The 14575-nt window shown below is 70.3% G+C and carries 11 protein-coding genes; 2 read left to right on the plus strand and 9 right to left on the minus strand.

Annotation, left to right across the window (positions count from 1 at the left end; genetic code table 11):
- Positions 1 to 55: 55 nt before the first annotated feature.
- The gene (locus tag ACIA73_RS35775) at positions 56 to 1144 is read right to left on the minus strand and encodes an MFS transporter (RefSeq protein ID WP_399443111.1); all 1089 of its coding nucleotides are present in this window, start codon (positions 1142 to 1144) and stop codon (positions 56 to 58) included.
- A 64-nt stretch (positions 1145 to 1208) separates the two neighbouring features.
- On the opposite strand from ACIA73_RS35775, the gene ACIA73_RS35780 reads away from it, so the two are divergent.
- Positions 1209 to 2303 carry an Lrp/AsnC family transcriptional regulator gene (locus ACIA73_RS35780; RefSeq protein ID WP_399443112.1) on the plus strand — a complete coding sequence of 365 codons (1095 nt, stop codon included), beginning with the start codon at positions 1209 to 1211 and terminating at the stop codon, positions 2301 to 2303.
- A gap of 67 nt (positions 2304 to 2370) precedes the next feature.
- On the opposite strand, the gene ACIA73_RS35785 is transcribed toward ACIA73_RS35780, so the two are convergent.
- The 4 genes from ACIA73_RS35785 to ACIA73_RS35800 all read right to left on the minus strand — a co-directional run bounded on the left by ACIA73_RS35785 (position 2371) and on the right by ACIA73_RS35800 (position 10161).
- The gene (locus ACIA73_RS35785) at positions 2371 to 3810 is read right to left on the minus strand and encodes an amidase (protein ID WP_399443113.1); all 1440 of its coding nucleotides are present in this window, start codon (positions 3808 to 3810) and stop codon (positions 2371 to 2373) included.
- Between the two features lie 51 nt (positions 3811 to 3861).
- Positions 3862 to 5310, minus strand: a complete 1449-nt coding sequence (locus ACIA73_RS35790; protein ID WP_399443114.1) for an amidase — start codon at positions 5308 to 5310, stop codon at positions 3862 to 3864.
- A gap of 195 nt (positions 5311 to 5505) precedes the next feature.
- Positions 5506 to 8295, minus strand: a complete 2790-nt coding sequence (locus ACIA73_RS35795; RefSeq protein WP_399443116.1) for a S8 family serine peptidase — start codon at positions 8293 to 8295, stop codon at positions 5506 to 5508.
- 213 nt (positions 8296 to 8508) lie between these two features.
- Positions 8509 to 10161: a phospholipase A2 gene (locus ACIA73_RS35800; protein ID WP_399443117.1), complete on the minus strand. Its 1653-nt coding sequence runs from the start codon at positions 10159 to 10161 to the stop codon at positions 8509 to 8511.
- Positions 10162 to 10359: 198 nt separating this feature from the next.
- Between ACIA73_RS35800 and ACIA73_RS35805 the strand changes: the two genes are divergently transcribed.
- The gene (locus ACIA73_RS35805) at positions 10360 to 11031 is read left to right on the plus strand and encodes a hypothetical protein (RefSeq protein ID WP_399443118.1); all 672 of its coding nucleotides are present in this window, start codon (positions 10360 to 10362) and stop codon (positions 11029 to 11031) included.
- Positions 11032 to 11386: 355 nt separating this feature from the next.
- Here ACIA73_RS35805 and ACIA73_RS35810 read toward each other — a convergent pair whose 3' ends face one another.
- The 4 genes from ACIA73_RS35810 to ACIA73_RS35825 form a co-directional block, all read right to left on the minus strand.
- Positions 11387 to 11515, minus strand: a complete 129-nt coding sequence (locus tag ACIA73_RS35810) for a hypothetical protein (RefSeq protein ID WP_399443119.1) — start codon at positions 11513 to 11515, stop codon at positions 11387 to 11389.
- Positions 11516 to 11840: 325 nt separating this feature from the next.
- Positions 11841 to 12707: a GNAT family N-acetyltransferase gene (locus tag ACIA73_RS35815; RefSeq protein WP_399443120.1), complete on the minus strand. Its 867-nt coding sequence runs from the start codon at positions 12705 to 12707 to the stop codon at positions 11841 to 11843.
- Between the two features lie 225 nt (positions 12708 to 12932).
- Entirely contained in the window at positions 12933 to 13220 is a 288-nt protein-coding gene (locus ACIA73_RS35820; protein WP_399443121.1) for a hypothetical protein, read from the minus strand.
- A gap of 405 nt (positions 13221 to 13625) precedes the next feature.
- A complete protein-coding gene (locus ACIA73_RS35825; protein ID WP_399443122.1) occupies positions 13626 to 14552 on the minus strand; it encodes a LysR family transcriptional regulator in 927 nt (308 codons plus the stop codon).
- Between the last annotated feature and the right edge of the window lie 23 nt (positions 14553 to 14575).

A 14575-nucleotide genomic window follows, 5' to 3' on the forward strand; every position in this document is an offset into this window, starting at 1 on the left:
CCAGACTGCCCTGGGGGTGGTCACGGCTGCTGCTGCAGCATCGTCCAAATCGACATCACGAGCATGATGGTGGTGATGAGCGCAAGGGTCGCCGTGGCCCAGGACAGTGTGGGAAGTTGCACGCGGCGAGGGTGCCGAAGACGGCGAACCCGACGAGCGAGGATGAGAAGGCCATCAGGGGCAGGGCGATCCCGGTGACCGCCATCGCGGGGACGATCACCTTGCGGTGGTTGCCCTCCAGCCTGTCGGAGAGCCGCCCGCTGATGACCGTCGCCCTCGCCGAGGCGAGCGCCGGTACGGCCAGGAGCGCGCTGGCGGTGGTGAGCGGAAGGCCGCGCTCCTCGCTGAGGTAGGAGGGGACCCACGTGGTGAGCCCCCAGACGATCACGTTGTAGCCGAACATGATCAGCGCGAAGCGCCACAGCACGCCGATCCGCAGTACGTCCCGGACCCGGACGCGCACACCGGCCCCAGCTGCGTCGGACCTGTCGGACCCGTCGGACCCGTCGGACCCGTCGGATCGCGTACGGGTCAGTGGGTCCGGCAGCCACAGCCGGAGCGCCAGCACCACGAAGACACCCAGTGCGGCGGTCGAGAAGAACGCCGAGCGCCAGCCGAAGACCGCGATGAGCGGGGCCACGGCGAGCGGGGTGAGGACTCCCGCGATCGCGTTCGAACTCATGATCAGCCCCTGGGCGCTCATCCGTTCCTTCGGCGTGGTCCGTTCGACCAGCACCTTCATCGAGGCGGCGGGAAAGATGGCCTCGGCGGCGCCGAAGAGGAACCTCAGGGCCAGGAGCGCGGCGAACGACCAGGCGAAGCCCGTCAGAACGGTGAAGAGGGACCAGGCCAGCAGCGCCCACGTGGCGACCTTGCGGGCGCCGAAGCGATCGGCGAGCATGCCGCCCGGGATCTGGCAGAGGGCGTAGGCGAGGAAGAAGGCGGAGACGACCAGGCCCTGTTGCCCCCGGTCGAGGTCGAACTCCGCGCCGACGGACGGCAGGACGAGGTTGATGACGAGGCGCTCGGCGTAGTCGATCAGCCAGGCGGAGAAAAGCAGCGCGACCGTGACCCGGACGACCCGTTGGGCGCGGGCCGCTTCGGCGGCGTCGGCCGGAACGGCGTGCGGGGGTGGAGCAGGCATGAGACTCCTCTCACCGATGGCCGGAACTGAATGTCGGCCGGGAAGTGCCCCTAAGATCCGCTCCGTGACGGAAGATCTCGGGAAACCGCAGGAAAATTACTCGCGAACGAACCCTGCGCACGATTTCGCCCAACCCGCGCAGGGGGACGCCTGGTTCGCCGAGCAGGACCTGGCACTCGTGGACGCCCTCCAGTCGGCCCCGCGCGCGCCCTGGTCGCGGATCGGGCACGCGATCGGTGTCGACGCGACGACCGCGGCCCGTCGCTGGGAACGGTTGCGCAGCGAGGGACTCGCCTGGGTGACCGCCTACGACTCGGCGCGCACGACCACGGTGGCCTTCGTCGAGGTACGGTGCCGGCCCCGGGCCCTCGCGGAGGTGAGCGCGGCCGTGAGTGCGCTGCCGTGGGTGTTCAGCGTCGACGAGACGGCCGACGACCACGACCTGTTGCTCTCCGTCGCCGCGGCCGACGTGCCGGGCCTCGGCCGGGCCGTTCACGAGGTCATCGGCGGCCTGCCCGGAGTCCGGTCCGCCCGGATGAGGATCGGCATCACGCTGTACGGCGAGGGCGGCGACTGGCGCATCAGGGCCATGGAACCGGCGCGGCGGGCCGAACTGGGCACGTCGGGGCTGCCCGGCCGTGCCTCGTACGCGACGCGTCAAAGCTCCCGGACCTCGCCCGAGGACCAGGCCCTGCTGGCCGCCCTCGGCGCCGACGGCCGCCTCGGCTTCACCGCGCTCGCGGCCGCCACGGGACTGAGCGAGCACACGGCGCGCAGGCGGGTGCAGCGGATGCTCCGCGACGGGGACATCACGCTGCGCTGCGACCTGGCCTACCCGCTCGCCGGGCTCCCGACCCTGGTGGTGTACCGCATGTCGGTACCGCACGGCGCGCTCGGGCCGACGGGGCGTGCCCTGGCCCGGCTGGGCCCGGTGCGGCTGTGCGCCTCGGTCAGCGGCCCGCACAACCTCCTCGTCCAGGTCCTGCTGCACGGGCTGGCGGGCATCGACCTGTTCGAGGCGCAGCTCGCCGACGCGTTCGGGGACCTGGAGATCAAGGACCGGACCGTGGCGTTGCACACCCTCAAGCGGATGGGCTGGCTGCTGGACGCGCAGGGCCGTGCGACCGGGCGCGTCCCGCTGGCCCCTCCGGAGCACTGACCCGGCCGTTCACTCCACGGCTCGCCACAACGACGTACGGCTTCGTGTCACGTCGCTGCGGTACGGCTCACCTGGGCGGTCGCCGCAGACCGTGCAGGGTGGCCTGCTCGAAGGCGAACCCGGCGCGCAGCAGCGGCAGTTCGCCCCGGTGGGGGCCGACGAGCTGGACGCCCACCGGAAGCCCCTCCGGGGTGAAGCCTCCGGGTATCGCGAGCGAGGGGCTGCCGGTCGCCGAGACGTAGTAGGCGGACTTCATCCAGTCCAGGTAGTCGTCCATGGCCGCCCCGGCGATCCGGTCCGGGTACTCGAACTCCACAGGGAACGGCGGGAGTTGGCTGGTCGGCAGGAGGAGTATGTCGTACCGGGAGAAGAACTCCCGCATACGGTGGAAGAGTTCGCCGTGGCGGAGTTCCGCCCGGCCCAGGTCGGCGCCGGTCAGCCCGAGACCGTGGTCGATGTTGGCGGCGAGGGACGGCTTGACCCGGTCGCGATGGGCTGCGAGCGCGGGTCCGAGCACCGTCGCCATCTGCCAGGCCCGCAGCGTACGGAAGACCTCGTCCGCCCCGGTGAAGTCCGGGCAGTCCCGTACAACGGTGCAGCCGAGGCCGGTGAAGACCTCCGCCGCCTCCTCGACGACGGCGGCCACCGACGGCTCGACGGGCACCGCGCCGCCCAGGTCCGGTGACCAGGCGACGCGCAGCGCTCCCACGTCGCTGTCGAGCGGTCCGGCGAAGACGTCGGGGTCCTGCTCGATCGAGACCGGGGAGCGCGGGTCGGGCCCGGCCATGACCGAGAGCAGCAGTGCCACGTCGGTCACGGTGCGGGCCATCGGCCCCTGGACGACCTGGGTGGCCCAGGGGGTGAAGTCCGGCCACAGCGGCACCCGGCCCGGTGCGGGGCGCAGTCCGACGACGTTGCAGAACGAGGCGGGGTTGCGGACGGAGCCGCCCATGTCGCTGCCGTCGGCGAGCGGGTGCAGTCCCGCAGCCAGGGCCGCCGCCGCGCCGCCACTGCTGCCACCGGCCGACCTCGTGGTGTCGTACGGATTGAGGGTGGGTCCGAAGAGCGGGTTGAAGGTGTGCGAACCGGCCCCGAACTCGGGCACGTTGGTCTTCCCGAGGGTGATGGCTCCGGCCGCGCGCATGCGCGCGATGCTGAGGTCGTCGTGCTCGGGGACGTGGTCGGCGAGGAGCGGGGAGCCGTGGGTGGTGCGGATGCCCGCCGTGTTGTGGGTGTCCTTGTGGGCGACGGGCAGGCCGTGCAGCGGGCCCACGGCTTCGCCCCGTACGAGACGGCCGTCGGCGTCGGCGGCCTCCTTGAGGGCCTGTTCGGCGGTGAGGGTGACGATCGCGTTGAGGGTCGGGTTGAGCTGCTCGATCCGCTCCAGGTGCGCGGTCACGACCTCGACGGCGGACAGTTCACGGGCCCGCAGGCGCCGGGCGAGCTCGGACGCGGGCGCGTCACAGATTTCCGGGTGCAGGGGATCGGTGCGCAGGGGATCGGTCATGCGGGGCCTTCCAGTGCGGTGCCGGACGGCGGCGGCCGTTTCATCGGTGCTTCACAGGACCGGACGTCGGTCCGGCGTGTACGTCCACGGCCTCAGCCCCTCCAGTGCCTTGCCCACGCGGAAGACGGTCGCGTCGTCGTAGGAGTGCCCCACGATCTGGACGCCGGTCGGGAGTCCCCAACTGGACTGCCCCGAGGGTACGTTGAGAACGGGACAGCGGTTGTTGATGTTGAAGGGGAGCGTCATGGCGGCCCAGAGCGTCTCCCCGTGGTCCTCTCCGTTGACGACGAGGCGCTGACCCGTCATGTCGTCGCCCGCGTGCCAGCCCGGCACGGCCGTGGTCGGGCAGATCAGGGCGTCGTACGGGCCCATGGCCTGCGCCAGTTGGGTCTGGAGCCGGTTCTCCGCGCGGAGGCTGCCGAGGTAGGTCACCTGGGTGCGGACGAAGGCCATGACGTCGACGTAGTTCTGGGCGTACGACGTGAGCTGGTCGCGGTGCTGCTCGGCCACCTCGGTGACGGTCTCGGCGAAGATCGTCGCGAAGTGGCCGGCGAAGGCGGTGAGCAGGTCGTCCTGGGTCCAGGGGAGTTCGATCTCCTCGACGTGCGCACCTGCTTCGGCGAGGGCCCGCGCGGTGGCCCGGGTGTTGGCCTCCATCTCGGGGTGTACGTCGTAGGCGCCGAGTCGCACGCACAGCGCGATGCGCATGCCGGTCACGTCCTCGTACGCCGTGGGCAGGGTCAGTTTGGGCCGGATGGTGGCGTGGTCGCGCGGGTCGGGGCCCGCGAGGACGTTCTGGAACAGGACGCAGTCGTCCACCGTGCGGGCCAGCGGGCCGTCGCCCCGGTAGTGGTCGGCGGCCAGCGCGCCCGAGCCGGGATTGCGGCCGTACGGGGCTTTGAAGCCGACGGTGCCGGTGAACGCGGCGGGGATCCGGGTCGAGCCGCCGATGTCGGAGGCGGAGGCGAGGAGGGCGGATCCCGCGGCGAGCGCGGCGGCCGAGCCGCCGGAGGACCCGCCGGGGGTGAACTCCGGGTTCCACGGGTTGCGGGTGAGGCCCCAGATGCGGCTGTGGGTGAAGGTGGCGATGCTGAACTCGGGGGTGGTGGTGCGGGCGTGGATGATGCCGCCGGCGTCCAGGATGCGGTCGATGACGGGAGCGTTCTCCGTGGCGACGTTGCCCCGCTTGGCGAGCGAACCCTCGGTGAGGGACCGGCCGGCCATGGCGTGCTTCTCCTTGGCGGCGACGGGAATGCCCTCCAGGGGTCGGGGAGAGCGTCCGTTCTTGCCGAGGAAGCGGTCCTCGGCGTGCCGGGCCTGTTCCAGGGCCTCGTCGAAGAGCCGTTCGGCGAAGGCGTTGACGACCGGTTCGGTCTTCTCGGCACGGTCGATGACGGCTCGCACGAGTTCGACCGGCGACAGGGACCGGCTCTCGAACAGCTGTCGCGCCTCGGTGGCGCTGAGGTACGGGAGGTCGTGGTCGGCGACGGCGGGGGGCATGGCGAATTCCCTTCCGCCCGGCGTGGGTACGCGGTGCTGATGCGCGGCCGGGCGCCCTCAGAATCCGGGGTCCTCCGACAACCGCACACCGAATGCACGATTCTTTCCCCGTTGCCCATGCAGGCGCAGGAATGCGACAGTACGAGCAGCCCCCGAAGGCCGGTGCCTTCGGGGGCTGCTCGTGTCGGCTGCGGTCTACCGTGCCGCGTAGCCGAAGGCCACGCCGTTGGCCGGGAGGCCACCGGCGCCGGGCCGGTACGTGGTGGTGGGAGCGACCGTGCCGCCCTGTGTCACGTTGGACATCGGCAGCGCGTGGAGCGCACCGGTGGCCAGGGGGCCGAAGGGCATGCCCACGTACAGCTTGGTCGCCGTGAAGTGGATGTTCCTGCCCAGGTATTGGTTGGCGCCGATGGGGCCGGGGACGCCATTGCCGGCCTCCAGCCAGCGGTCGTTCGCGCCGGCCGATCCGGCCAGCGAGAAGGTGTGGATCGCGCCCGCGTTGGCGACGGTGCCGATGTCCTCACCGGGTGTGCCCACCGCGAGCCGCATGGACGCCACGGTGCTCACCGAAGCGGGGGCGGTGTTGACGGCGGCGAGGTACTCGCCCATGCGGTCCCCCTCCTCGGAGGTACCCGTCACGTCGTCGTCCGCTGCGCCCTGCTTGAGCTCGCGCAGGTAGCTCCAGGTGCCGTCGGGCTTGATGCGGATCTGTACCACGCGGCCCGCGTTCGCGCGGGCCGCGGTGCCGACCGTCACGCTCTCACCGGGTGAACCGATCGCCAGGATCGACTCGGTGGCGGCTGCGGCACCGCTGGCCCGGAACGGGGCCATGGCCACCGCGTACCCGAATTGGTCGCCCGCCTCGGCGTCGCCGGAGATGACGGAGCTGTTCTGGTCGAGCCCGGCGAGCGGCAGGGGGTGGCCGGTGGAGTCGAAGCGGTTGGCGTCGAAGATGACGACGCCGCCGGCCTTGGCCGTGCTGCCCAGGGCCTCGTTGGGGGAGCCGATGGCGAGGTAGTTCTGGTCTGCGGCAACGGACCAGCCGAAGAGGTCGCCTGTTTCAGGGTCACCGGGGACACCGGCCGTCGCCTGGCTCACCGCCACGCTGGTGGTGCCGTGCACGTAGAAGGAGGATCCCGCTTGTGTGGCGTCGCCGAGGGATTCTCCGGGCAGGCTGATGATCAGGTACGGTCGGCCCGCATCGTTCACCGCGGCGGCGATCCTGTGGCCCATCCGGTCGCCCGCTTCGGATGCCGAGCCGGCGATCGCACCCGTACCGGCCCCCTGTTCGAGGTGCGTGGCCTTCAGAGTGCCGGCGCCCAGGCCGCCGGCCGCGCCGTAGAGGATGTCGACGAAGCCCGCGTCGGTGGCGGTGCCGACGGACTCGCTCGGGGTTCCGGCGACCAGGTCGGTGAAGCCGTCCTTGTTCCAGTCGACGGTGGCCAGGGTCTCACCGAAGTAGTCGTCCGCCTCGGAGCCGCCGGGCACCCAGTCCAGGTCCTGGCTGATCTCCGCGGTGCCCTTGCCCGCGCCGTACACGACGCGGATCAGGCCGGCCTTGGCGTCGGCACCGACGGTGGCCTGCGGGTCGGAGATCGCGAGGTCCTCCGCGCCGTCACCGTTGAAGTCGGTCATTCCGGCCGGTTTCGGGGGGTTGCCCCCGCCACCGAGTGCGGAACCGAGGTCGATCCGCGGAGTGGTGGCACCGGTGTAGGCGATGCCTCGGCCGCTGTTCTTCAGCAGGGCGGTCAGGTCGGCGATGGTCTTGGTGGGGAAGGCCTGCTTGAGCACGGCGTACGTACCGGCCACGTGCGGCGCGGCCATGGAGGTGCCGTTCTTGGAGGCGTAGGTGCCGCCGGGCACGGAGGAGACGATGCCCGTGCCAGGGGCGAACAGGTCGAGCAGCACGCCCCGGTTGCTGAAGGCGGACAGTTCGTCGTCGTCGGTGGTGGAGCCGACCGTGACGGCGGAGGAGATACAGCCGGGCATGCTCACCGCGTCGGTGTGACCGTTGTTGCCGGCCGCGATCACGGTGGCCACGCCGGCACCCAACAGGCTGTCCACGAGCGGCTTGCGCAGATCGCTGTCGCAGGCTGTGCCGTAACGGCCGTTGCCGAGGCTGAGGTTGGCCGCGACGATCGGCGTACCGGCCCGCTTGAGCTTCAGTACGTGCTCCAGGCCCTTGAGCTGGGCACTCTGGTAGCTGCCCACGCAGGGGGCGGCGCCACCGCAGAACTCCTCGGTGGTGAACTGGCTGAAGACCTGGACGGCGACGATGTTGGCGCCGGGCGCGACACCGTGCTTGGGAGCGCCCGTGATCCCTGCGCCGTTGCCCGCGGCGATGCCGGCCACATGGGTACCGTGGTCGCAGGAGGTCATGGTCGCGCAGGCGCCGGCCGCGGTGTTGGCCGCACCGGTGCCCTCCTGTGCTTCGGCTCCGTTCGGGCACAGGCTGACGACGCCGCTCTCGGCGTCGCTCGGCGAGAAGCACGCCTCGGCCACGACTCGGTTCTTCAGGAACGGGTGGCCGGTTTCGACGCCGGTGTCCAGGACGGCGATCGCCTGTCCCGTACCGGTCTTGCCGGCCGCGACGGCGTCGTCACCGCCGATCAGCGGGACGCTCTGGTCCAGGGTCGGCAGCTCCACCTTGTCCTCGGTGACGCTGACCACGCCCGGCTTCGCGGCGAGTCGGTCCAGGCCGGCCCGGTCCACCTTGAGGGTGACCACCGGGACAGTCTCGAACTCCTGCTTCTTCTCGCCGGCCCTCGCCGCGTCGGCGACGTCCGCGAGGGTCTCGGTGACCACGTTCACGCGGACCTTGCCACCGCTCACTGTCCGGTCGTAGAGCGGCGGGTCGACCGGGTCGGCCGCGGCTTCGGCGGCTGTCGCGGTGCCCTGCGGAGTGACGGCGTACGCCGGTATCGCGGCGCCGAGGGTCACGACCGTCATCGTGGTGACGACCGTCGCCCAGATCGTTCTCTTCATGTTGCCTCGGTGAGCAGGGGGCGTGCCAGGACCGGTCCTGTGGGGAAGCAGACGTGGCGCAGCCCGGGAGGTGTGGGGACGATGTGGTGAGGGTGCCTGGCGGGACACGGGCCGGGCGGCGGGAGGTGTCCGCCGCCCGGCCCGGCCACGCCCATGAGGCGTGCTCCGTCAGGAGGTTGTGCCGTGCGTTCTCCGAAACCGCGGGGACCTGGGTCAGGTCTTCTTGGCTCCGTTCTTCGGGTTGCCCTTCCATGCCACGGCCTTGAGGTAGCCGTAGGCGTAGGCGTTGCACTTCCAGCGGACGAAGACGTTGTACGCCTTGCAGCTGCGCGTCTTCATCGTGGAGTAGAAGGCGTTGTCGACGTTCGACTTCTTGCTGCGGTCCAGGTAGTACCTGTAGCCCTTGTACGTGTTGCCGATCAGGCCGTATCCGTAGTCGTGGGAGTCGCACGCGGCCCGGAAGTTGAAGCCGCCCGGGCGGCTGATGTTCGGACCGGGGGTGCTGCAGCCGTCGTTGATGATGCCCGCTACGCGGAAGCCGGTCGGCGTGTACCGGAACTTCGGCCAGTGCCAGCCGTAGTGCGCGGCCCACGCGACGCAGCCGCGGTTGAGGTACCACATCCACTCGGTGGCACGGTTGCAGTAGCGCGGGTAGGCCTGCGGGTCGGTGACCTCACCGGTGGTGAAGTCCCCGGGCGGGGGCGTGCTCGCGGTTCCGTCGCCGGCCGGGCCCCGCAGGGGCTCGGTGGCGGACGGCAGGTCGGTGCCGACGGGTGCGGCGTTCGGGGCGGCCGAGGCGGCCGGGAACGTCAGGTCCCACTCACCGTTGCTCGGAGAGTCGACGTCGGAGACGCGCCCGGTGGTGTCGTAGCCGTACGACGAGACCGGGTCGGTGCCCTCGACCGGGTTGGTCACGTTGCGCAGCAACCCCGAGGCGTCGTAGGAGTAGCGCGCCAGCGTCTGCGTGGTGGCACCCGACGTGAGCGTGATCTCCTTGGCGCGGCCGGTGTACTCACCGTGTGCTGTGCCGGTGGCCGTCGTGGCGGACGAGTACTTGACCGCCAGCGACTGCGCCGGAGTGTCGGCGGTGGCGGGCTCGCTGACCGTGGCGACCCGGCCCTTGGTGTCGTAGGAGACCGTGGCGTTGGCGCCGTCGGCCAGGTTGCCCAGGCTGGTCACACGCCACTTGTCGGCGCCCGGAGCGATCTGCTTCCAGTTGTAGGTCACCGTGAGGTTGGCGACCCCGATGGCCGCGCCGGCGTCCTCGTCACCCGTCACGTCGGTGTCCGGGGTACCGGTGGCCGGGGCGAGGGTCTCGACCGCGGTGGTCACCAGCGTGCCGGTGGCCTCGTTGTACGTGGTGGTCTCGGAGAGTTTGTCGCCGGTGGAGGTCTCGTACTTCTTGACGCCTCCGCCGCTCGGATAGTCGACGCTGCTCTTGAGGGCGTACGGGACGGAGACCTTGGCGTCGAGGTCGGTGACCACGACGGAGTCGGCCTTCTGCTCCAGCTTGCGGTTGAGCTGGCCCCCCAGGAACCCGGCTTCCCAGCCGGGCCCGAAGACGCCCTGGTCCGGGCGGGTCGCGGGTGCCGACTCCGGCTTGGCGATTCCGTCCGCGCCTTCGGTCACCGTGTGTGTACGGCCCATGAGGCCCTCGGCCACATCGGTCTCGTGCAGTTCGAAGGACTTCTCCGCGGTGGAGTACAGGCCGGGACCGACCTGCTTGATCTCTCCGTCGGCCAGCGGTGGTTCGACGGTGGCGGCCGCGGCCTGCGGCTGCTCGATGACAGCGGCTCCAGCGTGCTGCTGCGGAAGCATCAGCGCTATGGAGAGTGCGGCCATGACAGGCAGAGCTGTCTTGCGCACGAGTTCCCCCCCGTTGTGTCGTTGGTGTGTTGATCGATCGATGCGGACCGTAGACCGGCGCTGATCACGACCACAAGAGGCTTACAAATAGGGGCCTTTGATTCCGCTTCCTTGCAGCAGTGAAGAACACCGGGCCGCCACCCGAGGTTGAGTACGTGTACTCATGTGGTGCGTGTGACCCGGGCCAACACTGGAAACATGATGCGAACTCAGGCTCCCAGCAGGGCAGTTGACACCGGAATGCGTCGCCGCCTGCACGGCCTCGCGATCGCGGCTCTCGCCGCTGCCTCTCTGGCCGCCTGCGGTAACGAGCAGCCGAGCCCCGTCGGAGAGCGTGACAAGTCCGCCGACGCCGTCTCGGCCCCGAGTGACGCGGCCTTCGTCAAGATGCTGGACGAGGTGGCACGGGAGTGCCCCCCACCAGGCACGGAGAGGGAGTCACCGGCCACCCCCGAGGGCGCGGCGCCGACCGCTCCGGTGGAGGCCCCGCCCGGCTCCACCGTCACCCCGCCGCCAGGTGGCGCGGTCGAGCCCATCGCCCCCACGGCAGGCCCGGAAGTGGAATTGGACGCCCACGACTGGTGCGCCGGCGTCCAGCACGAACAGCGCGTGGCCGAAGCGGTCCTGCAGCTCAAGCAGCCCGACCCCGCCCAGGTCAGGAAGGTACTGAACGGCCTCGGCTACATCGACGGGCGCATCCACGGCCTGAAGCAGTCCGCCGCCGTGACGAAGTTCGTCATCGACCTCCGCGACAAGGGTGGCCGGCTGTGTCTGGACGGCACTGCCAACGGCGAACTGACGGAGGTCGAAGCTTGCGTCGCACCCAAGGATGGACTGTTTGATATTGCAAATCTCCATCGCCGATCATGAATTAGATGTGACCCAGATCACGCTCTAGTGATCATTTTGAGTGACTGTTCAGCAACACCTTGTTACCCAATATTGGGGGATACTGTCCTAAAACACAGCTATAGCGGCGAGTTTGGGAGCGCCGGGCCATTGGAGGCAGTTGTCCTTCAGATGTGCAAGCAAGATTGCGCTAGCAATTATCTATGTCCGCGGGCGAACGGCTTCACCGGCGCTCGACAGCACCCTCAGGAGCCGGCCAAACGCGCGGACACGGTTCCTGCGGCGGTCCACCTGCGGGACGGCCCGGGATCGAAAGGGCTCAGAAGGTGCACGAGGAGAGGCATCGAAGCCGGGGAACTGCCGGTGCAGGACACGCTCAGCGGCTTCGGACCCGCCGCAGTCTCTTCATCTCCTGCTCCAGCTCCGCGATCCGGGCGACCTCCGCGCCGGTGCTCGCGGCCGTACGGCCGAACTGGACAAAAATTTCGGCGGCCGGGTTCGCCATTCGATTCGGCAGTTGGACAGGGGGAAAACGGGTGTGGACCTTGCAGACCGACGGGAGCAGCTTCAGCGTTCGTCGGAGCGACCCCACTCTGCTCCAGGTCAACCATGAACTGATCGTGCACTCTCAGCTCGCGTCCCCTGCCCGGGCCCGTCAGGACGAGCACCTCCACCCTGGCCGCGGCAAGCGAGCACAGGGCCGCCGCCACATGCGCGGCGGAGACCCGGAACCGGGACACTCCCGTGAACACGTCCCGCAGGAGGCCCTGTCGCACCGGGTCCACTCGCCACGCCCGATGGCACCAGCCACATGGGCGGCCGGACAACTTTTAGGCGGACCGAGCGACGTCCAGCCGCTCGGGCGACGGCTCGTAGCCAGCAGCTTTGTACGTGGCGACGGCGGCGGCGTTCGAGCTCTCAGCAGCAACGAGCGCGCTGGACGCGCCCATCTCGCGCAGCGCCGCCGCAGCAGCGACGCAGATCGCCGGCCCGTGGCCGCGACCACGATGGGCAGCGTGGACACCCATCGGCTCCAGCAGGCCGGGCTTGCCGGGCCCGGCCGACCAGACCGTCACCGCAGCCACCGCGTTGTCCTGGTCGTCGTAGCCGATCAGGCAGCGGGCGTCAGCGTAGACCGGCCCGGCGGCCAGGACGTGCCAGATCTCCTCGGTGAACCTCGGGCTGTCGAACGCCGAGCGGTGTACCGCGGTCCGCGTGCCCGCCGTCTGCGGACCGACCACCTCAATGCGCAGGCCCGAGTCCTTGACCGGATCGGAGAGGTCGCGGTGCAGCGGCGTCCACGGCTCGTCCAGATGCCAGCCCGCCCTCACGAGAGTCTCACGGAGCAGCGCGCCGCTGGGGATCTCAAGGCTGACCTGCCCGGGCGGCAGGACCCCGCGCTCCGGATCATTGAGATCCGCCAGCAACTGACGCGCCAGAGCCTCGTCCTGTCGCAGATCCGGTGCGGTCGTCAGACGAAGCACGTCGGGGCCGTCCAGGTAACCGACAGCAATGATCTGCCCGTTGACGCTCCAGGTACGGACGGCGGCGGCCAGCTTCTCCGCGCCCAGTGCCCAGGCCCAGCCGAGGTCTCCCGGATGGAGTTGCAGCGGCGTCCGGTCGTCCTGCCATTCGCGGAGCGCGTCCACAGCCCCGGTCAGTCCGTCAACACCGGGCTCGTTCAGAACGATCGTCATATCCCGCATCCCACACCATCACAGCAGGCGGCCGCACTCTCTTTTGATTCAGCCAGACAGATCAGCTTGTCGCATACCCGGACGGCGAACGAGGCTCTTACTGCTTCCGAGGTGAGATCCGCTACGCCACCCGCCCCCGGGCCGGTCTTCTGCGCCACCGCTCCTGGAATCGGCTGCGCCCGGGCCTCGCCCTGCCGTGACGCAGGGCGTCGGGAGCGCCACACATCACGGGGTGTCGCCGGACCAGTCCCACTGGTGCCGTACCCCGGGGCCCGGGTTGGGGCGCGGGTCGTACAGGGCCCGGCCGCCGGGGCCGAACTGACCGAGTTCGGTCATCAACGCGGCACCGTCGCTGATCTCGTTCTCGGTCCAGTTGGTGATGTCGAGCAGCAGGCCGTCCAGCGGGCCGCCGACCAGTTCGGCGTAGATGCGGCCGGGTTTGGGGCCGGGCCTCGGGTGGTCGTGGTCCTCGCCGTAGATCCGGCCGCGCAGGAGCTCCTCGTCGCTGTCCATGCCCCCAGCCTTCCAGCCGGCACTGACAATCGGGCTCCGTCGCTCGGTTCGCGCTACGGCGGTGGTCCCCGTCCGCCGTTTCCCAGCTCGCCAGGAAGGTGGTGAGGGGCGGCGGTGGGGTTGTTCGCGGATGCTCTGCCGGGAAAAGGTGTCGCGGGCGACGTAGGTACGGGGCGACGACGGCGAGCACCAAGTGCTGGAATTCGTCCGGCTCCAGGGCTTCCACCTCCCACCGCACCGGGCGGCGGGGTACGAACCGTCGCAGCCGTTCCTACTCGTCATACGGGCCTCGGAGCAACCGGTGCTTGTCCTCCGGCCGTGGGCGAGTTAACGACCGCAGGCAGCCCGAAGAAGCCGAGGAGGAGGCCCGTGACGCCCGTAGGGGCGGAGACCAGCGTGGCTACCTCAACTGTCCGCCTGCCTCGTCCCTGATCCGGCGGTGCTGGTGCCGGCGGCTGCCGTTCGGAGCAGACCGTGCAGGGTCAGTGCTGACGGCAGCGGGGCGGTGGGCAGGGCGACGTGCAGGGTCCGGCGAAGGGCCGGGTCGGTGAGCCGGACCAGGACGAGCCCGTCCGGCACCGCCCAGGCGGCCAGGGACGGGACCAGCGCGACGCCGAGGCCAGCGGCCACGTAACCGAACTTGCCCGCCCACTCGGCGATCCGGATGATCTTCCTGGGGACGAAGCCCGCCCGCGCGCAGGCGTCGGCGAGCATCGTGGGGCGGTCCCCGTACGCGTCCTGAAGCCAGGCCTCGTCGCGCAGTTCGAGCAGATCGACCACGTCGGCTCCGGCCAGGCGGTGCTCGCAGGGGAGGGCGACGAGCAGTTCGTCCGCGCACAGCGGTGTCGTGGTGACCCCGTCGGCGGAGGGCAGACCGGAGGGGTAGTCGCTGAGCACGGCCAGGTCGAGCCCTCCGTCCGCGAGCCGTGCCGTCAGCATGCCGCTGCGGCCCTCGACCGCGATGACCTCGACATCCGGTCGGGCCAGCCGGAACGCCCGTAGCGCGGCGGGCATCAACGAGATGTTGGCGGTGGAGAACGCCCCGACGTGGAGCAGCCCACCATGCCCCCGGTGCAGCACGGCCAACTCCTCTTCCGCACGCGCCAGTCGGTCGAGAACGTCCACGGCATGCCGGTGCAGGGCGCGGCCGGCCGGGTTCAGCCGGACGCCTCGCGGAAGCCTCTCGAAGAGCGGACCGCCCGCTGCTTGCTCAAGCGACGCGATGCGCCGGGAGACCGCCGACTGCGTGTAGTTGAGGCCGACCGCGGCCTTGGTGAAGGACCCCGCCCCCGCCACGGATACCAGCAGCCGCAATGCGTCAATGTCGAACACGGGACACTCCTCCTCAACGCGAC

It is taken from the genome of Streptomyces sp. NPDC051561 (assembly GCF_044454195.1).
Lineage (GTDB): Bacteria > Actinomycetota > Actinomycetes > Streptomycetales > Streptomycetaceae > Streptomyces.